Annotated in this window: 14 protein-coding genes, 2 pseudogenes and 1 riboswitch; of the genes and pseudogenes, 12 read left to right on the top strand and 4 right to left on the bottom strand. The window is 71.2% G+C overall.

Going from position 1 to position 19,658, the window contains the following annotated elements:
* The first annotated feature begins 15 nt into the window (after positions 1–15).
* The 6 genes and pseudogenes from ACZZ98_RS15810 to ACZZ98_RS15835 all read left to right on the top strand — a co-directional run bounded on the left by ACZZ98_RS15810 (position 16) and on the right by ACZZ98_RS15835 (position 6,792).
* Entirely contained in the window at positions 16–303 is a 288-nt protein-coding gene (locus ACZZ98_RS15810; protein WP_463517135.1) for a WXG100 family type VII secretion target, read from the top strand.
* Between the two features lie 108 nt (positions 304–411).
* Positions 412–1,506 carry a hypothetical protein gene (locus tag ACZZ98_RS15815; protein ID WP_463517136.1) on the top strand — a complete coding sequence of 365 codons (1,095 nt, stop codon included), beginning with the start codon at positions 412–414 and terminating at the stop codon, positions 1,504–1,506.
* A pseudogene (hrpA, locus tag ACZZ98_RS15820) lies at positions 1,454–5,358 on the top strand (ATP-dependent RNA helicase HrpA). The gene ACZZ98_RS15815 and the pseudogene hrpA overlap by 53 nt, the downstream one beginning before the upstream one ends.
* Positions 5,355–5,819, top strand: coding sequence for a DUF2867 domain-containing protein (locus ACZZ98_RS15825; RefSeq protein ID WP_463517137.1), 465 nt, complete (start codon positions 5,355–5,357; stop codon positions 5,817–5,819). The pseudogene hrpA and the gene ACZZ98_RS15825 overlap by 4 nt, the downstream one beginning before the upstream one ends.
* Positions 5,820–5,957: 138 nt before the next feature.
* Positions 5,958–6,041 (top strand): annotated as a pseudogene (locus ACZZ98_RS15830) (hypothetical protein); the annotation flags it as partial.
* A 100-nt stretch (positions 6,042–6,141) separates the two neighbouring features.
* Entirely contained in the window at positions 6,142–6,792 is a 651-nt protein-coding gene (locus tag ACZZ98_RS15835; protein WP_463517138.1) for a proteasome assembly chaperone family protein, read from the top strand.
* Positions 6,793–6,809: 17 nt separating this feature from the next.
* On the opposite strand, the gene ACZZ98_RS15840 is transcribed toward ACZZ98_RS15835, so the two are convergent.
* Positions 6,810–8,507: a DNA polymerase gene (locus ACZZ98_RS15840; RefSeq protein WP_463517139.1), complete on the bottom strand. Its 1,698-nt coding sequence runs from the start codon at positions 8,505–8,507 to the stop codon at positions 6,810–6,812.
* 131 nt (positions 8,508–8,638) lie between these two features.
* On the opposite strand from ACZZ98_RS15840, the gene ACZZ98_RS15845 reads away from it, so the two are divergent.
* The 6 genes from ACZZ98_RS15845 (at position 8,639) to ACZZ98_RS15870 (ending at position 14,923) form a co-directional block, all read left to right on the top strand.
* The gene (locus ACZZ98_RS15845) at positions 8,639–9,388 is read left to right on the top strand and encodes an EcsC family protein (protein ID WP_463517140.1); all 750 of its coding nucleotides are present in this window, start codon (positions 8,639–8,641) and stop codon (positions 9,386–9,388) included.
* A gap of 2 nt (positions 9,389–9,390) precedes the next feature.
* Positions 9,391–9,813 carry a YkvA family protein gene (locus ACZZ98_RS15850; RefSeq protein ID WP_463517141.1) on the top strand — a complete coding sequence of 141 codons (423 nt, stop codon included), beginning with the start codon at positions 9,391–9,393 and terminating at the stop codon, positions 9,811–9,813.
* Between the two features lie 94 nt (positions 9,814–9,907).
* On the top strand, positions 9,908–11,077 hold the full coding sequence (locus ACZZ98_RS15855; RefSeq protein WP_463517142.1) for a DUF4192 family protein: 1,170 nt from the start codon (positions 9,908–9,910) through the stop codon (positions 11,075–11,077).
* Positions 11,078–11,221: 144 nt separating this feature from the next.
* A riboswitch (SAM riboswitch) is annotated at positions 11,222–11,333 on the top strand.
* A gap of 15 nt (positions 11,334–11,348) precedes the next feature.
* Positions 11,349–12,494: a homoserine O-acetyltransferase MetX gene (gene metX / locus ACZZ98_RS15860; protein WP_463517143.1), complete on the top strand. Its 1,146-nt coding sequence runs from the start codon at positions 11,349–11,351 to the stop codon at positions 12,492–12,494.
* A 122-nt stretch (positions 12,495–12,616) separates the two neighbouring features.
* Positions 12,617–12,988 carry a universal stress protein gene (locus ACZZ98_RS15865; protein ID WP_463517144.1) on the top strand — a complete coding sequence of 124 codons (372 nt, stop codon included), beginning with the start codon at positions 12,617–12,619 and terminating at the stop codon, positions 12,986–12,988.
* Positions 12,989–13,276: 288 nt separating this feature from the next.
* Positions 13,277–14,923: an RNA polymerase sigma factor gene (locus ACZZ98_RS15870; protein WP_463517145.1), complete on the top strand. Its 1,647-nt coding sequence runs from the start codon at positions 13,277–13,279 to the stop codon at positions 14,921–14,923.
* 79 nt (positions 14,924–15,002) lie between these two features.
* Here the strand turns inward: ACZZ98_RS15870 and ACZZ98_RS15875 are convergent, their stop codons facing one another.
* The 3 genes from ACZZ98_RS15875 to ACZZ98_RS15885 are packed head-to-tail and all read right to left on the bottom strand — an operon-like array spanning position 15,003 to position 19,555.
* Positions 15,003–17,312, bottom strand: coding sequence for a transglutaminase TgpA family protein (locus tag ACZZ98_RS15875; RefSeq protein WP_463517146.1), 2,310 nt, complete (start codon positions 17,310–17,312; stop codon positions 15,003–15,005).
* A complete protein-coding gene (locus tag ACZZ98_RS15880) occupies positions 17,309–18,574 on the bottom strand; it encodes a DUF58 domain-containing protein (RefSeq protein WP_463517147.1) in 1,266 nt (421 codons plus the stop codon). The genes ACZZ98_RS15875 and ACZZ98_RS15880 overlap by 4 nt, the downstream gene beginning before the upstream one ends.
* Before the next feature lie 9 nt (positions 18,575–18,583).
* The gene (locus ACZZ98_RS15885) at positions 18,584–19,555 is read right to left on the bottom strand and encodes an AAA family ATPase (protein WP_463517798.1); all 972 of its coding nucleotides are present in this window, start codon (positions 19,553–19,555) and stop codon (positions 18,584–18,586) included.
* Positions 19,556–19,658: the final 103 nt, after the last annotated feature.

Below are 19,658 nucleotides of genomic sequence, written 5' to 3' on the forward strand. Positions count from 1 at the left end.
CTAGCGTCTTCAGGCATGACACGGATGCAGATCGGTGCCGAGGTGATCGCAGCGCTCGGGGTCTCCCTGGGTGAGGTCGCCGACGGCCTGGAGTCCACCGCCGACGGGTCGGTCGACCGGTGGGCCCTCGGCTGCGGCGAGAGCTCCGAGGCCTTCGACGACCTGCTTGCCGGCTGGAGGCGCAACCGACTCCTGCTCGCCAAGGTCATGCGCGACCTGGGTGACAAGGCACAGGTCGCCGGGACGGCATACGTCGAGACCGAGTCCGACGTGCGCCGCATGTCCGGGGGTCCCACGCGATGACCGGCCCGACCCTCCAGCCGATCGAGGGCAACGCGGACTCGGTCCGGAGCCTGGCGGCCGCTCTGACGTCCGGCGCGGCCAAGCTTCTCGGCGATCAACGCCGTCCTCGTGAACATCAAGGCGGGATCCTCGTGGGACAGCCCGGCGGGTGAGCTGTTCGAGGCGTCCGTGCGAGAGTCGCCGCCGCTCCTCGACGCGCTCGTCGACCGGTATGCCGGTGCCGCAGCGGCGCTGCGCGGTTTCGCCGACGAGCTGGGCGAGGCACAGGGCTCAGCGCAGCGCGCCATCGAGTGGAAGAAGGCCGAGGAGTCGGTTCACCAAGCGCTCCAGGAGCAGATCGATGCCCGGCTGGAAGCGGGGGAGCCCTGGGACGACCTCCTGAGGCTCCAGAACCAGGTGCTGGCCAACATCAACCAGGCGCAACAGCGACACGCGCTGGCCTGGGAGCGGTTCGACTCAGCCGATCGTCGTCTGGCCCGCACGCTCCGGGTGCTCGCCGAGGACATTCTCGACGACTCCTGGCACTACACGGCGGTGACCAAGGTCCAAGGCTTCTCGCACGCCGTGGGCAGCCTGCCCGTCTGGGCCAAGAAGGTGCCGGTCGTGGGGCAGGTCACGATGGTGAGCGACGCGGTCAGCACCATGAGCCAGGTCGCGCTGCGGGTCTTCTACGACGAGGGGAGCTGGAAGGAGATCGGCATCAACACGGCGGCCAGCGTGACGCTCATCGGGGCCTCGGGCCTCAAGTCCGGCGCACTCGCCGGCGCGAGTCCCGTGTCCCGCCTTGCCGACGGCCGGCGCGCCTACACGGGTGAGCAGGTCGGCACGGGGGAGCGGTTCGCGATCGGCACACGCGAGCAGCTGCAGCGGAAGGTGGCCGGGATCAGCGGGAGCCAGCCGGTTCCGGCCAGTCGCATGGTGGTCCCCCTGGATGTTCTCCCACCGCTTCCCGGTCTCAAAGGGCTCCCGCTCCAGCAGAAGGCGCAGGTCCTGGGTCGTCACAGCGCTGCGGTGGCGAGGAGGAAGGCCGACGAGGCGTTCTTCGACGGCTGGAGGGCCGCCACGGCCGGTGGCACCAACGCGCAGGGGATGTTCGTCGCCGGCACGACCCTGGAGAAGGCCATCCCCAAGGTCCAGGCGCGCGCAGTGGATGCCGTGGACGGGAACTCGGAGGAGAAGGCATCACGCCCGACCTATCCTTGACCCCGTGCCAGAGTCAGGAGCTGCCGTTGCAGAGCGCGGCCCCCTCGACCCCGCGCACTTGAAGTACCCCGAGCAGCTCCCCGTCGTCGAGCGCCGCGACGACATCCTCGCCGCCCTGCGCGACCACCAGGTCGTCGTCATCGCCGGCGAGACCGGCTCCGGCAAGACCACCCAGCTCCCCAAGATGTGTCTCGAGCTCGGTCTGGGCAGCACCGGCCAGATCGGCCACACCCAGCCGCGACGCATCGCGGCCCGCTCCGTCGCTGAACGCATCGCCGAGGAGATGGAGGTCGAGCTCGGCGACCTCGTCGGCTACCAGGTGCGCTTCACCGACCACAGCAGCGACCGCACCAGGCTCAAGGTCATGACCGACGGCATCCTGCTCGCCGAGATGCAGCGCGACCGGGACCTGCGCCGCTACGACACGATCATCATCGACGAGGCCCACGAGCGCTCGCTCAACATCGACTTCATCCTCGGCTACCTCAAGTCGCTCCTCCCGCGCCGACCGGACCTCAAGGTGGTCATCACCTCGGCGACGATCGACCCGGTCCGGTTCGCCGAGCACTTCTCCACCGATGCCCGCGGCGACGTCGTCCGCGAGGTCCCGGTCATCGAGGTCTCCGGACGCACCTTCCCCGTCGAGGTCCGCTACCGACCGCTCGTGGAGCGCGACGACAGCGGCGGGATCGTCGAGGAGCGCGACCAGGTCACCGCGGTCTGCGATGCCGTCACCGAGCTCTGGACCGAGACCCCGCCCGGTCACTCCGCCACCGACATCCTCGTGTTCTTCTCGGGGGAGCGGGAGATCCGTGACGCGGCCGACGCGCTGAACGCCCTCAACCTGCCGAGCACCGAGGTCCTCCCGCTCTACGCGCGCCTCTCCGCGAACGAGCAGCACCGCGTCTTCACCCGGGGCAAGGGGCGCCGCATCATCCTCGCCACCAACGTCGCCGAGACCTCCCTGACGGTCCCGGGCATCGGCTACGTCATCGACACCGGAACGGCCCGGATCTCCCGCTACTCCCAGCGCACCAAGGTGCAGCGCCTGCCCATCGAGCCGATCTCGCAGGCCAGTGCCTCGCAGCGCTCCGGGCGGTGTGGTCGAGTCGCGGACGGCATCGCGGTCAGGCTCTACTCACAGGAGGACTTCGAGTCCCGCGCCGAGTTCACCGAGCCCGAGATCCAGCGCACGTCGCTGGCCGCGGTCATCCTGCAGATGACCGCTCTCGGGCTAGGCGACATCGCCCGCTTCCCGTTCGTCGACGCCCCCGACCCGAGGCAGATCACCGACGGCGTCCGCCTCCTCGACGAGCTGGGGGCCCTCCAGGACGGCAAGGGGAGGCGCGGCGAGAGGCGACTCACGGCATACGGGAAGACGCTGGCGAGACTGCCGCTCGACCCTCGCATGGGCCGCATGATCATCGAGGCCGGTCGTCTCGGCTGCACCCGCGAGGTGCTCGTCATCGTGGCCGCCCTCACCATCCAGGACCCGCGCGAGCGCCCCGTCGACAAGGAGGCGCAGGCCAAGCAGATGCATGCGCGCTTCACCAGCGAGACCTCGGACTTCGCCGGCTTCCACGCCCTCTGGCGCTACCTCAAGCAGCAGCAGAAAGAGCTGTCCGGCAGCGCTTTCCGGCGCCAGTGCAAGGCGGAGTTCCTCCACTACCTGCGCATCCGCGAGTGGCAGGACCTGCACCAGCAGCTCCGCAGCGCCTGCAAGGCGGCCCGCATCGACCCCGACCAGAGCACCGCTGCCCCCGACGACGAACCGGACTGGGACGTCGTCCACAAGGCCCTGCTCGCCGGCCTCCTGTCGCACATCGGCGTCCGCGACGAGCAGAAGCGAGAGTATGCCGGCGCGCGGGGTTCGCGTTTCGGCATCAATCCCGGGTCGGGCCTGTTCAAGAAGCAGCCCGACGTGGTCATGGCTGCGGAGCTCGTCGAGACGACGCGCCTGTGGGCCCGGGTCAACGCCGCGATCGACCCCGAGTGGGCCGAGGAGGTGGGGGCGCACGTCATCAAGCGCACCTACAGCGAGCCGCGCTGGTCGAAGTCCAAGGGCAGCGTCGTGGCTTCGGAGCGGGTGACGCTCTACGGCGTGCCGCTCATCGTCGACCGGACGGTGCTCTATGGCCGGATCAACCCCGAGGAGGCGCGCGACCTCTTCATCCGTCACGCCCTCGTCGAGGGTGACTGGGACACCCATCACAAGTTCTGGAAGGCCAACACCCAGCTGCTGCAGCGCCTCTCGGAGCTCGAGGAGCGCGCGCGCCGACGTGACCTCATCGTCGACGACGAGGTGGTGTTCGCGTTCTACGACGCGCGGATCCCGCCCGACGTCACGTCGGTGAGGCACTTCGACCGGTGGTGGAAGGGCGAGCAACGCAGGCGACCAGACCTGCTGACCTTCACCGAGGAGCTCCTCACCCGCGAGGACGTCGACGCCGTGTCGGCGAACGACTACCCGCGCACCTGGCGGCAGGGCGACCTGGAGCTCGACGTGACCTACCAGTTCTCGCCGGGGGCGGACGCCGACGGGGTGACCGTGCACGTCCCCACGGCGATCCTCAACCAGGTCACACCCGTCGGCTTCGACTGGCAGGTCCCGGGGCTGCGCGAGGACCTCGCCGTCGCCCTGCTGAAGTCCCTGCCCAAGGCCACCCGCCGCCATTTCGTCCCCACCCCCGACCATGCGCGGGCCGCTCTCGCGGGCGCCGATCCGTCAGCCGGCGGCTCCTTGACCGACGAGCTGGCCCGGGTCCTGCGTGCCCGCACGGGCGTGAACATCCCTGCGGGGGAATGGGACTGGCAACGGGTGCCCGACCACCTGCGCATCACCTTCTCGGTCGAGGCTCCGGGCGGACGCGTCGTCGCCCGCGGCAAGGACCTCGACGACTCCGCCCGAAGTCGCAGGGCGCGGTCCGTCAGCGGCTCGCCAAGGCCGGTGCCTCGATCGAGCGCAGCGGTCTCACCCGGTGGAGCGTGGACGACGTGCCGCAGACCTTCGAGGCCCGGTCGGGCGAGCACACCATCCAGGGCCATCCCGCCCTCGTCGACGAGGGCTCGAGCGTGTCGCTCCGAGTTCTCGACCACCCGGGTTCGGCCGAGGCGGCCCACCGGGCGGGCGTGCGGCGGCTGCTCCTGCTCAACACCACGGCTCCGTGGAAGAGGGTGCTCGCCCGTCTCACCAACGCGCAGAAGCTCGCTCTCGGCCAGAACCCCCACGGGTCGGTCCCGGCCCTGCTCGAGGACTGCCTCGCGGCGGCGGTCGACTCGATCGTCGCGGACCTGGGGGAGGGCCGGGCCAGTGCTGCCTCGGTGCGCACCAAGGCCGAGTTCGACGCCGCGCACACGGCTGTCCGCACTCATGTCGTCACGCGGGTCCTGCTCGTCATCGAGGCCGTCGAGCCGGTGCTCGCGCTCTCCACAGAGGTCCGTCGTCGCCTCGACGCCCTAGAGACGAGTGCCGTGAGGAACAGCCTGGCCGCCACCACGGCCGACGTGCGGGCGCAGCTCGACGGTCTCGTCCGACCCGGGTTCGTCGCGGACAGCGGGCTGGCCCGGCTTCCCCACCTCCAGCGCTACCTGCGGGCCATGCTCCAGCGCCTCGAGCGCGCCGCGACCAACCCTCGCGAGGCGCAGCTGCAGACGCAGATCGACGCGATCGAGACGGCATACGCCGACCTTTTGGACGACCTCCCCGCAACCGCCAGACAGGAGCCCGAGGTGACCGACATCGCCTGGATGATCGAGGAGCTGCGCGTCAGTCTCTTCGCGCAGTCGCTCGGCACGGCGCATCCCGTGAGCGAGAAGCGCATCCGAGCCGCCATCGCGGCGGTGTCACCGTGAACGGCGGAGCGGCGTTCGCGAGCCATGCCCTCGACGGCGTGCCGGAGCCCGACTTCGCCGATGTGCAGATCGTGGCCCTGAGGGGTGCGACCGGGGTCGCCGCTGACGACTGGGTCAGGGCGATCTTCGACGCGCGCAGTCTCCCGGTGTGGGTCAAGGCGCTCTTCGGTCTGCGGGCCGTGCTGGTCCCCTTCATCGGCCTGAACCAGTCCCGCGAGCGGGCGGCGAGCCCCTTCGAGGTCCGCGACGTCGTCGACGGCGAGGCGCTCGTCGTCTCCGATGCACCGCACCTGCTCTTCCGCCTGGGAGTGGCCGTCGACGAGGACGCCGGGCTGCTGCGCGCCACCACGGTGGTGGTGCACCACAACTGGCGAGGTCGGCTCTACTTCGTGCCGGTCGGGGTGCTGCACGGGCCGGTCCTGCGCTCGATGATGCTGCGGGCCGTGCGGCGAGCCCGATGAGGGAATCTCCGCGCGGCCCGACACGTTCCAACTTTCACGCGACCCCCCTGAGAGGCTGTTCCCGTGCAGAACCCGTCTGACCTCTACCGCTTCGAACTCGACGCCCCGGCGCCCACGCGCCAACCGGGCGCCCTCATCGTGCTCCTCGGTGCCTTCATCGACGCCGGCAACATCCAGCGCATCCTCGGTACCCACCTCGTCGACACGAGTGACGCCGAGGTCGTGGCGACCTTCGACGTCGACGCGCTCCTCGACTACCGCGGCCGCCGCCCGGCGATGCTCTTCGACACCAACCGCTGGGAGAAGCTACGCGGACCCGTCGATGGTGCTCTACCGGATGTCCGACCGCGACGGTCAGACCTACTACCTGCTCACGGGGCCGGAGCCGGACTTCCAGTGGGAGCGCGCGATCGAGGCCATCCGCCAGCTCATCCAGATCCTCGGCATCTCGCTCGTCGTGACCAGCCACGGCATCCCCATGGGGGTGCCGCACACGCGTCCGGTCGGCATGACCGCGCACGCCACGGACGCGCGCCTCGTCGGCGGCAAGGAGTCGCCCTTCGGCCAGGTGCAGGTGCCTGCGAGCTTCCCTGCTCTGCTCGAGCTGCGACTCGGTGAGGCCGGCCGCGACGCCCTGGGCTTCGCGATCCACGTGCCGCAGTACCTCGCGCAGGCCGAGTGGGCCGAGGGAGCCCTCGCCGCGCTCAACGCCATCACCGACGCGACCGGGCTCAACCTGCCCAACGACGACCTCATCGCCAAGGCGGGCGTCAACAACCGTGAGATCGCCTCGGAGCTGGAGGACAACGCCGACGCCGGCCAGATCGTCAGCGCCCTCGAGCAGCAGTACGACGCGTTCGTCGAGGGTCAGGAGCGGCCCAGCCTGCTCGCGACCGAGGCCGAGGACCTCCCGTCGGCCGAGGAGCTGGGCGCCGACATCGAGGAGTTCCTCCGCAACGTCAGCGACGACTGACGAGCGGCAACGGGCGCTCAGTCCTTGGCGTCGGACCAGCGCGCGATGACCGAGGTGTCGGCGACGAACCGCACCGGCGCACCGGCAGCCCACCGCCGGGACGCGTCCGCCAGCGCCTGGTCGACCACCGCCGCCACCTCGTCGGCCCGCGACTGAGGCGCGTGCACGAGCAGCTCGTCGTGCAGGCACAGCACGATCTGCGCGCCGAGCGGCGCACCCAGGGCCCGCACCGTCGCGGCCCACGCCTTGAAGAGCTCGGCCGCGGCGCCCTGGATGATCGCGTTGCGTGCGAACCGGCCCCGCGCTGCGTCCAGCGCCGGGTTCGTCCCCACCGGGGACTGCGCGAGGAAGCGTCCTGTGGGGATGAGCCGGCCCCCGAACGTGCGCAACGGGTCACCGCGCACCCCGGTGTCGTAGGCGCGGTCGAGCAGCCCCATGGCCACCGGATAGGCCCGCTCCAGCCCCTTGAGCGCCTCGCCGGCCGCCCCCGAACGCTGGCCGTACATCGCCGCCAGCACCGCGATCTTGGCGACGGGACGCTCCACCCCGAGCCGGGACGCCACCGGCGCGTAGAGGTCGTCGGCGCGAGTCGCCTCGGCGAAGGCGGGGTCACCCGACACGACCGCCAGCACGCGGGGCTCTATCTGCCCCAGGTCGGCCCGGACGAACACGTGCCCCGGGTGCGCCGCCACCCCTGACCGCAGCGCCGCCGGGAGATTGTGGAGGCCGTTCTCGGCCGTCATCCTGCCCGCCGCCCCGTCGCTCGCCGTCCACCCACCTCGCAGCCGGTCGTCCGGCCCGACGCACAGGTCCAGCCACCGGTAGCCGTAGGTCGTGGCGATGCGTTCGGCCTTGCGCCAGGCGAGCAGTGCGTCGACGACGGGGTGCGCGTGCCGATAGGCGTCGAGCACCCACTTGCGCGTGTTGGGCACGTCCACGCCGACCCCGGCGAGCATGTCGCGCACCTGCACCGGGTTGCGCAGGTCGGTCGACTCGCGCCCCGGCACGTGCTTCAGCACCTCGGCGTCCCGCTCGCGACGTCCGGCAGCGGCAGCCTCCTCCGACGACGCCCGCGGGCCGGCGAACTCCCCGATGAGCCGCTCCATCACGACGCGGTCCACCGGCAGACCGCCCGCCTCCAGCTCGAGGCACAGCAGCGCCGCAGCGGACTCCGAGTGGATCGTCCCCACGATGCGCGAACCCAGTGACTCTGCCCGATCCCGCTGTCGCACAGCGCATTCGAGCGCAGCCTCGGCCCACCGCAGCAGCCGCTCGTCGGTCTCCAACCAGCCCGTGGCCGCATCGGCGCGCACGTGCCCGTCACTGCGCACGAGCTCCTCCGGGCCGATGCCGTCGGCGCCGGTGAAGTCGAAGAGGTCGCCTCCCGAGGGTGCCGGCATCGTCTCGACGGGTATGCCGTGTGCCCCCGCCCACACGCGGCCGGGCTCGGCCTTCCACCCGCCGTGCAGGATCCGGTGGGCCTCGGCAAGGTCCCAGGCCCGAGCGAGGGGTGAGCCGGCAGCGGCAACCAGCCGTCCGGCATACGCAGCGGACCACCAGACCCACCGCGGTCGGGACGTCGACTCCGCGGCGGCCATGGCGCCGGCGACCTCCTGGACCGAACCCGCCCGGCGCCCGTCGGCACCCACGAGAGCGGCTCGTCCGTCATGGACCACGACGGCGACGAGGTCGACGCCTGCGCCGGGGGTTGCCATGGGCGGCAGCCTAGGTGAGGTCGGTGACACCCTCGGCGCAGAGCGGCGCACCCGCTCTGACGTGGCAGGATCGGTGGTGACAGCACCGCTACGGCGGCTCGGTCGGACCGGGCGCGCCACAGGAGGTCACCATGGGACTCTTCGGATTCGGCAAGGACGACGCCCGGGACGCCAAGGGCCAGCTCGCGCAGACCAGGTCGGCGCTCGAGCAGGCCCAGGACGCGCCCAAGGACCAAGGATTCATCGGCAACAACGCCGCCAAGCTCGTCGAGAACCTCCTCGACAGCGGCATCGACGGCAAGGGGCCGTTCGACTCGGCGGCCACGGTCGCGGCGGGCGCCCTCAAGAAGAGCGGCGGCAACGTCGACAAGGCCGTGGACAGCGTCATCAAGAGCCACCTCAAGCTCGCCGCGGCGGGCGGGTTCGTCACCAGCCTCGGCGGCTTCATCACGTTGCCCGTGTCGCTGCCGGCCAACGTGCTCGGCTTCTATCTCATCGCCACCCGGATGACCGGCGCCGTCGCGTCGCTGCGGGGCCATGACATCGCCCAGCAGCAGGTCCGCACGGCCGTCCTCCTCACCCTCGTCGGTGCCGATGCCGACGACCTGCTCGCCAAGGCCGGCATGGTCGCGCCGGCCGGCCGCATGACCAACCTGGCGGCTCAGCGGCTTCCCGGCCCGGCCCTCATGGTCGTCAACAAGGCGGTCGGCTTCCGGCTCCTGTCCACCGCCGGCAAGAAGACGTTCAGCCGCTTCGGTCGCAACGTGCCGCTCATCGGTGGCGTCGTGGGCGCGGGGCTCGATGGCTGGCTGCTCAACCGGATCGCCGACAACGCCCGTCGCGAGTTCCCGCCGGCGACGGCGCAGATCACGGGGGTCTGACCATGGCGATGGCTTCGAAGGTGGCCACGTTCAGGAGCCTCGCGACGGCCGTGCGCATCGCGACCCGCCCCGGCGGCCCGTCCATGGTCGAGCGGGCGCAGGCCGTTCCGCGCCTGCTCAAGGCCGTGCGTTCCGGCGAGTACACCGGCACCTCCGTCGGCCGGCTCCTCATGATCCTCGGCGCAGCGGGCTACCTCGTCTCACCCGTCGACCTCCTGCCCGAGGGAATCCTGGGCGCGTTCGGCCTCGCCGACGACGCGGTGGTCGGTTCCTGGCTCGCGGCGCAGCTCGTCACCGAGACCGAGGAGTTCCTCGCGTGGGAGCGGTCGACAGGTCGCGGCTCGGGCCACGGCGCCGGACAGGATGCCGTGCCCGGCGAAGTCGTCGACGACGGGCGTGGCGGTTCGTCGTCGCCTCGTGCGTGAGGGCTGTCCACAAGCCGATTCGGTATGCCGCGTTGTCCACAGACGCCTGAACTGAGGCTTCCCGGGATCCCGGGTCCCTGAAGACGCTGGGGTCATGACCTCAGTGAAGATCTCCACCACCGACGAGCTGCTTGCTGTCCTGCCGCACCAGCTCGGCTACCGCCTCGAAGACTGCGTCGCCATCCTCATGGTGACCGACAAGATCGTCGGGCCCGTGGCCCGCACCGACCTCCCCTCCGAGCGTGACGTCGAGGGCGTGGCCGCAGGCGTCCTCGACAGCCTCCTTCGGGTCGGGCCGGAGCTGGCGATGCTCGTCGGCTACGAGTCCGTGCCCGGCGAGTCGCGGTCCCTCATGCACGCCCTCCACCACGGCCTGCTCGACGCCGGCGTCCAGCTCATCGACCACGTCGTCGTGCGCGGGGGCCGGTGGTGGGGCTGGTGCTGCCGGCCGCAGGGCTCCCTCGACGCGATCCGGCGCGAGCACCTCGACGGTCACGCAATGGCCGACGAAGCGTGCGTGCCCGCGGTCGCCGAGTTCATCGCCCGTGGCAGCGCGCCGTTGCCCGGTCGCGACGCTCTGAGCGACCTCGTCGCCGAGGACCTGTCGGCCGGCTCGGGGGTTGGTGACGCGCTCGAGGAGCTGTGGGAGGACGTCGTGTCGCGGATCGACCCCGAGGGTGTGCTCGAGATCGACCCGGACGACGTGGACACCCCGGGCCTCGCTGACGAGGTCGCCGAGGCGAGGGCGCGCGCCGCGGACTGGATCGGGGATGTCGACCGCGTCCCCCACCTCTGGGCCCGGGTGCTCGCGCCCGAGGGGGAGCGCGGCGACACCTTCGGGGCGTCCGACGCCGACGTGGCCCTCATGACCCGTTCCCTCGTCAACAAGCAGTGGCGGGACGCCCTCATCGCCTGGATGTCCCCGGTGATGTTCCCGCTCGACCAGGTCGACGACAAGTCACGCGACCTTCTCGTGGAGCACGTCGAGGACGGCCCGGCGACGACGTCGGAGCGCTCCCAGACGGTGTTGCGACGCTTGCTCCGGCTCGGCACGCGGGTGCCTGACGACTGGTCCCACGAGGCTGCGGCGATCTGCACGGTCTCCGCCTGCGTGGCCTGGGGGATCGGCAACGGGTCGACCGCCGGTGACGCGGTGGGGCGAGCACTGCGCGTGGAGCCGGGCTACACCCTGGCGCGCTACCTCGGCCGGATGGTCGAGTTCCAGATGCGACCGCGCCACGCGTGGACCGACCTGGCCGCGTGACCGCCCGGCGCCTCACTGCCGGTCGTGAGTCACCGCGTGGCTCGGGACGCGTGGGGGCCGGGGCCGTGTCGGCGCGTGCGATGACCTCTCACGCTGCGGACAGGCTGTCCCCACGGGTGTCCCCGGTTCTAGACTCGTGCCCAAGGTCATGAGTCCCAGCGACAAGCCCCGGCTTGCTGGGCGGCAACCCTCCTCGCGGTGGGGTGCCCCGGGTGAAGACACGGCCCTGCCGAACTCCGGCGGGCAAGCGCGATCCGAGGAGCACAGCCTGATGACCATCACCGACCTCCCGACGGCGTCGTTCTGGCGCCCCGGTGACCATCCCGGAGACCGCAAGTTCGCGGGTGTCGGTCCCGTCGCTCTGGAACGTGGTGGGTCGCTGCCGGACGTCACGGTCGCGTACGAGACCTGGGGCACGCTCAACGAGGCGGGCGACAACGCCGTCCTGGTCGAGCACGCCCTCACCGGCGACGCCCACGTCGAGGGGCCCGCCGGTCCCGGGCACGCGACACCCGGGTGGTGGGACGGGCTCGTGGGCCCCGGACGACCTCTCGACACCCGCAGGTTCTTCGTCGTCTCGAGCAACGTCCTCGGAGGCTGCCAGGGCACGACGGGGCCGTCGAGCGAGGCCCCCGACGGGCGACCGTGGGGCGCACGGTTCCCGGCCATCACCATCCGCGACCAGGTCACCGTCGAGGCTCGGCTCGCCGACCGTCTCGGCATCGACCGCTGGGCCGGGGTGCTCGGTGGGTCCATGGGTGGGATGCGCGCCATCGAGTGGGCGACGACCCACCCGCAGCGGGTCGACACGTGCATCGTGCTGGCCTCCACGGCATACGCCACGGCCGACCAGATCGCCTGGTGCCAACCGCAGCTGCTCGCAATTCGCGCCGATCCCCGGTTCCACGGCGGGGACTACTACGAGCACGGTGTCGCGCCTCTCGACGGACTCGGCATCGCCCGTCGGATCGCCCACGTCACCTATCGGCACGAGGGCGAGCTCGCCGAGCGGTTCGGTCGTGAGGCGCAGCTGGGTGAGGAGCCACTGGGCAGCGACGGCCGCACCGGCCGGTTCGCCGTCGAGTCCTACCTCGACCACCACGCGGGCAAGCTCGGTGCCCGCTTCGACGCCAACTCCTACCTCGTCCTCAGCGAGGCCATGAACAGCCACGACGTCGGGCGGGACCGCGGCGGAGTGGGTGCCGCGCTCGCGGCCTTCGCCGGCCACCTCGTCGTCGCGGGGGTCGACACGGACCGGCTCTACCCCGCACGCCTCTCCGACGAGATCGCGGCCCTTCGTCCGGGCACGACGCTCCGGCACATCCCGTCGCGTTTCGGTCATGACGGTTTCCTCATCGAGATCGGCAGGGTCGGCGAGATCATCCGCGAGGCGCTCGGTGGTGAGCCGGTCCGCTGAGCGGCAGAGCGCCGGGGGACCGGCTCCAAGGCTCGCCGTCGCGCCCCGTGTCAAGCGTCACAATCTCCGGTACGGTCCCAGCAAGAGCCCGAGCGGGCTGACCTGCTGACAAGGAGGAACTCGTGGCCATCGTCGTGGGATACATCCCGACCAAGGAGGGCGCGGCCGCGTTGGCTCGTGCCGGCGAGGAAGCGCTCCTGCGCAAGACCAACCTCGTCATCATCAACTCCGACCGTGACGGGTCCAGCGACGGCAGTGAGCTCACGACGCTCGGCGAGGACCTCAAGGGCAAGGGGGTCGACGTCGAGGTGCGTCAGCTGGTGCGCGGCAACGAGCCCGCCGAGGACCTCCTCGCAGTCGCCGACGAGGTCGGTGCCCAGCTCATCGTCATCGGACTGCGTCGCCGCACTCCCGTGGGCAAGCTGATCCTGGGCTCCAACGCCCAGCGGATCCTGCTCGACGCGCCGTGCCCGGTGCTCGCCGTCAAGAGCTGACCGACCCCCACACCGCACCTGCCTCGAGCGGGAGGAAACCGCCTCAACGGGCGGTGCGAGCGCACGTGGACGAATCGCCGCGGCCCCATGGAATAGGGATGAGGGCCGCGGCGATTTATAATGTAAAGGCACCCTCCAAGCAACGGCCGATCCTCACCCCTACGGATCACGTCAGAGAGTGCACAAACTCGACCAGCCGGTCAGTGCTCCGCCCGAGCGTGAGCATCACCGTGCGCTCCCCGTGACGAAAGGTTGTCGGTGTCGCCTGTGCCCACGAACGCCTCCGAGATGCCCCTCCCCTCCGAGTTCAGCCACCCGGCTCTGCAGGACCTCGTCCGCACCGGACACACGACGGGACAGGTGACGGGTGAGCAGGTGGCCCAGGCCATCCACGCGGCCGGCGTGAAGGCCAACCGCGGTCGCATCGTGCTGACGGCACTGGCAGCGCAGGGCATCCAGGTCAGCATGACGCTGCCGGACCGGGCCGTGGCCGCCACCAAGGCCTCGGCCAGCAAGACCACCACCGCGACGACGAAGAAGGCTGCCGCCGCCAAGAAGGCTGCACCCGCCAAGTCCACTGCGACCAAGCCTGCTGCCACCAAGGCCGCCGCGCCCAAGACCGCTGCCGCCAAGACCGCTGCCGCCAAGGCCGCTGGTGAGGAGGCCGGTCCCGCAACGACGGCCTCTGCATCCGCCAGGAAGGCCGCGCCGGTGACGACAACCAAGGCAACCCCGGCCAAGAAGGCCGCCGCCGCCAAGGCGACGACGACCAAGGAGGCGGCTTCGGCCGCCGCAGCCCCCGCGACCAAGGCCGCGGCCAAGAAGGCAGCGGCCAAGAAGGTCGCCGCCGCCAAGGCCGACGCCGCCGCCCAGGCCGAGAGCGTCGAGGCGCCCGAGACCGAGGAGGGCGACGACGCCGAGGACAAGACGGCCAAGGACACGCCCGAGCCCGTGGCCGCCGGTGGCTTCGTGCTGCGCGACGACGACGAGGAGGACGCACCCGTCCAGCAGGTCGTCACCGCCGGCGCGACGGCCGACCCGGTCAAGGACTACCTCAAGCAGATCGGCAAGGTCGCCCTCCTCAACGCCGAGCAGGAGGTCGAGCTCGCCAAGCGCATCGAAGCCGGCCTCTTCGGTGAGGAACGCCTGAACTCCGGCGACAAGATCGACATGAAGCTCAAGCGCGAGCTGTGGTGGATCGCCCAGGACGGCAAGAACGCCAAGAACCACCTGCTCGAGGCCAACCTGCGTCTCGTCGTCTCGCTGGCCAAGCGCTACACCGGTCGCGGCATGCTCTTCCTCGACCTCATCCAGGAGGGCAACCTCGGCCTCATCCGTGCGGTCGAGAAGTTCGACTACACCAAGGGCTACAAGTTCTCGACCTACGCGACGTGGTGGATCCGTCAGGCCATCACCCGCGCCATGGCCGACCAGGCCCGCACGATCCGCATCCCGGTCCACATGGTCGAGGTCATCAACAAGCTGGCCCGCGTCCAGCGCCAGATGCTCCAGGACCTGGGTCGCGAACCCACGCCCGAAGAGCTCGCGATCGAGCTCGACATGACGCCCGAGAAGGTCGTCGAGGTGCAGAAGTACGGCCGCGAGCCGATCTCCCTGCACACCCCCCTCGGCGAGGACGGCGACAGCGAGTTCGGTGACCTCATCGAGGACTCCGAAGCCGTCGTCCCCGCCGACGCCGTGAGCTTCACGCTCCTCCAGGAGCAGCTGCACTCGGTCCTCGACACGCTCTCCGAGCGCGAGGCAGGTGTCGTCTCGATGCGCTTCGGTCTCACCGACGGTCAGCCGAAGACCCTCGACGAGATCGGCAAGGTCTACGGCGTGACCCGCGAGCGGATCCGTCAGATCGAGTCCAAGACGATGAGCAAGCTGCGTCACCCCAGCCGCAGCCAGGCGCTGCGCGACTACCTGGACTGAGTCTCAGCACACCACCAACGCAACGTATGCCGCGTGCCCGTGTCGGGTGCGCGGCATACGTGCGTCTGGAGCGGGTTCGTCAGTCGCGGCGAAGGCGCGACCATGCCCCTCGGGGCCACGCGAGCACGGCATCCTTGGCGGCGGCCCACTGGCGCACGCCGTCGCCGGGGACGAGGTAGGCCCGCAGCTGGTCGCTGCGTTGGCGGGCGGAGACCGCGGCCCTCCACACCGTGTGGGTGTCGGCGCTGACGTCGGGGATCTGCGTCCGTGGGGGCGCGTAGCGGGCCTGCTCGACGGTCGCCACGATGCGGCCCATCGCCTCCTTGGACTCGCCCGACAGGATGGCGTCGTGGGTGAGCCGGGCGCCCGCCTGACGTGGGGTGCTGCCGTCCGGAGGAGCGATGCCGATGTCGCCGAGCCGTGAGATGAGTGAGGCCCAGTCGGCCTCGACCCGCTCGGCGTCGTCGCGGGCCGCGACCCGGAGCCGTCGTCGCCGCAGCCACGCCGCCACGGGCAGCAGGAGGAGCGACAGCACGACCGCAAGTGCGGCGAGGAGTGTCAGCGCGTGGTCGCCGAGCCAGGTGATCGGACCGCCGGACGCGGTGGTGGTGTCCTCCACGAGGCCGGGGTCGCCGTCCGGGCGCTGCGACGCCGACGGTGTCGGTGTGGCCGCGGTCGGTGTCGGCGTCGCCGATGCCGAGGGGTTGGACTCCGAAGGGATGAGGCTGTAGACGGGGGCGCCTCCGGTCCGCACGCCCGGCGTCGGCTCGAAGCGGGTCCAGCCCAGGTCGGGGAACCAGAGCTCGGGCCAGGCGTGGGCGTCCGCGGAGCGCACGGTGTAGGAGCCGTTGGAGAAGGTGCCGGGGAGGAAGCCGATCGCCATCCGCGCCGGGATGCCCTTGACGCGTGCCGCCATGATGAACGCCGACGCGAACTGCACGCAGTAGCCGGTGCGGGACACGAGGAAGTTCGACAGCGGGTCCGACATCATCGTGCGGCCGGAGGCGGGGTCGGTCGGAGTGGGCAGCTGCAGGGAGTAGGTGTACTGGGTGCTGCGGAAGTGGGCCTGGAGGAGCCGGGCGGTCTCGAGGGGGGTGGCGTCCGAGGGCACGACGCTGTCGACGAGCTCGGTGAGCCGGCTGAGGCTCTCGCCGTCGAGCTCGTTGTAGACGCCCTCGTCCCACCCGCGAGGGCGCGGCCCCTCGCTGGAGAAGTTGCTCGCCTCAGGGGTGAGCTGGCCGTAGGTCGCGGTGTACTCCTCGACGTTGCGGTCGACCGCGATGCTGCCGGCGAAGTTGGTCCGCAGGGCCACCTCGCCGACGTCGACGTTGAGCAGCGGTGTGGGCAGCGCGATCTGGGGCGCCTGGAGCCGATTCTCCTCGACCGTGACCTCGACGGTGGTCCGCTTGATCGAGGGATCGGCGTCGGGAGCCTGTGGGCCCCCGGCGAGGGGCCGGTTGGTGTTGAAGCGAGTGCTCCACTCGCCGCCCCGGTAGTCCGTGAGGATGCCGACCCGCAGGGGGTCGGGCGCGCTCGACGTCGTCTTGTAGCTGATGACGGGGGACTGCGACTGGTCCTCGAGCGACCGGCGCAGGTCGACGGTGGTGTTGAGCGTGATGGCTCCACCACCGCGGGAGTTGTCGGCGCGGCCGAGCCCGTCGGCGAGGAACGTCGTCGGCAGGTGCGGCACCACCATGGGCATCACGACCGCGAGCGCCAGGGTGCCGGCACCGAGGAGCCGGGCAGTGCCGGCGACGCCGAGGACTGGGTCGTGGTCCTCGCCGTCCCGGCCGCGCGGCACCGCAGTGCTCCATCGGCGGACCGTGCCGATGCCCTGGGTCGCGAGGAGGGCGAGCCAGAACCCCACGGGGAGCACGAAGTATCTCCACGAGAGTCCGTCACCGGAGTTCGTGGCCGAGACGAGGTATGCCGTGAGCAGCGCGAGACCGGCGAGGGCGGGCGAGCGCAGGGTCACCGCGACCGCGTCGACGACGAGGGCCGTCGCGCCGATGAGGATGGTGATGGCCACGACGATCCCGCGCTCGGTGGGGACCGGCGCCGAGAAGGCCATGACCGTCTGGCCGGCCTCGCCCAGGAGGATGCCGAGCGAGGTGACCGTGTCGGGACCGGGAAGCACGCCGCCGTAGAGGTGACCCTGCCCGTGCATCCAGCAGACGGCGAGGAACCCGGCGAGGAGCTGCCCGAGGATCACCGCCCAGGCGGACAGGACGAGGGCTCGCAGACCGAGGCCCACGAGGGCGATGGTGGCGATGACGACGACAGCCGGCCGGACCCACGTGTTGGCGTCGAAGAGGGTGAGCAGCGGCAGCGCCACGGTGAAGCTGGCGAGCGAGGCGAGCAGGGTCTCGACCGGGCGGACCCGGTTCATCGCGCACCGACCAGGCTGCGCGAGCCGGCGACGGTCGCCCACGCGTCCGCCACCTCGAGCCCGGGAGCGACGGAGAGCACCGACCAGCCGGCTCCGGAGAGGGAGGCCGTGGTGGCGCCGGCCTCGAGGTCCGCGGCCCGACGACCCGAACCCGACCCGTGGAAGGCCGCCGCGTCGATGACGAACGACAGCCCGGGCCCACCGGGCTGCCGCAGCGAGGCCAGGGCTCGGGCGGCGTCGTCGTCGACCGCCCCGACGAGCGCGACGATGAGGCCACCCTGCGCCGTTGCCCCGCTGGCGGCGTGCAGGAGGCCGCCGATCCCGGACTCGTCGGTCGGGACGGTGCGGGCGAGCGTCTCGAGGGCGCGGTCGAGGTCGGAGTCCTCGAGCACCCCCGACTCCTGGCTGGCGTCAGGGGTGAGCAGGTGGACGGCGAAGCCCTGGTGGAGGAGGTGGGTCACGGCGGAGGCGGCCATCGTCACGGCCCACTCGAGCGAGCTGGAGGGTCCCTTGCCACCGTGCGCCCGGGCACGGGTGTCGAGGATGACGACCGCCCGTCGCTTGGCCGGCCGATCCTCCTGGCGCACCATGAGGTCGCCGGTGCGGGCGGTCGCCGGCCAGTGGATGCGGCGCAGGTCGTCACCATCGCGGTACTCGCGGATGGACTGGTCGTCCTCACCGTGCAGGGCGACCCGGTGCGGGACCGACCCCTCGGCGCCGAGTCCGCGCCCGAGGGCTCGCCCGTCGGACAGACTGATGATCCGGGGCAGGACGAGCAGCTCGTCGTGGCTGCTCAGTGACGCGTGGCGCATCGTCAGCCCGAAGGGGTCCTGGACGCGCACACCCAGCGGCCCCAGGCGGTGGGCGCCGCGGGCGTGGGCACGGACGGCATACTCCACGTGGGTCGAGGCACCGGAGGACAGCGCGGGGATGACGAAGCGCGGACGATCGCCCAGCGAGTAGTCGAGATGTTCCTCGGCGAAGAGCAGCGGCGAGCGGGTCTGTGACGGGTTGGAGATCGTCATCTGGACGACCGCGGGCTCGTCGATGGTGAGCCGGGAAGGGCGTGCCTCCCGGTCGACGACGAGGCCGAGGTCGTGGCGCCGGCCCATGAGCCCCGCCAGGGCGGGCAGGGCGCAGAGGGCCGTCCCGATCCGGCTGAGGTCGTGCTGACCGAGGGCGAGACCCGCGAGGACGAGCACGAGCCCCGAGGCGAGGAAGGCGGCTCCTCGCGTCGTCAGGGAGTCACGGAACCGACGCATGGACCCTCCTCAGCGTGTCGGTGCCGGCACGCGCACGCGCTGGAGCAGGTCTGTGAGCACGTCGGCCGCCGAGCGGTGCGCGAGCTGGCTCTCGCCGGTGAGCATGAGGCGGTGGGCGAGGACCGGGATCGTCATGGACTGCACGTCGTCCGGGAGGACGTGGTCGCGGCCGGCCAGGGCGGCGTGGGCCCGGCTCGCGCGCAGGAGGTGCAGGCTCGCGCGGGGCGAGGCACCGAGGCGCAACGCCGAGCTCGACCGGGTGGCCTGCGTGACGTCGACGACGTACTGCTTGAGGGCCTGTGACGCGTGCACCGACCGCACCGCCTCGATCATCTGCGTGACGGTGGCGGCGTCGGTGACGGGGTGCAGGTCGTCGAGCGGTGACCTGCCGCCGTGCTGGTCGAGCATGTCGACCTCGCTGCGGGCCGAGGGGTAGCCCATCGAGATGCGGGCCATGAAGCGGTCGCGCTGAGCCTCGGGGAGGGGGTAGGTGCCCTCCATCTCGATGGGGTTCTGGGTCGCGAGGACCATGAACGGCCTCGGCAGGGCATAGGTGGTGCCGTCGACGGTGACCTGGGACTCCTCCATCGACTCGAGCAGCGCGGACTGGGTCTTGGGCGACGCCCGGTTGATCTCGTCACCGACGACGACGTTGGCGAAGATCGCGCCCGGGCGGAACTCGAAGTCCCGCACGTCCTGGTTGTAGACGCTGACACCGGTGATGTCGCTCGGCAGGAGGTCGGGTGTGAACTGGACGCGGCGCACCGAGGCGTCGATGCAGCGGCCGAGGGTCTTGGCCAGCATGGTCTTGCCGACACCCGGCACGTCCTCGATGAGCAGGTGGCCCTCGGCGAGCAGGGCGGTGACGGCGGTGCGCACGGCGGCCGGCTTGCCCTCGATGACCGTGTTCATGGCGGTCTGCAGCGAGCTCGCGACCTGGAGGACCTGGTCCAGTGCGGCTCCCGTGCGAGGAGCGCTCACGTCGACGCGTCGCTGCTCGTGGGTCTGGTGGACCTCGTCGTGTGTCGACACCGGTGGCTCCTGGAATGGCTGGTCCCGTGCCGTGCGCAACGGGGGTTTCGAT

This window comes from Knoellia sp. AC549, from assembly GCF_979258975.1.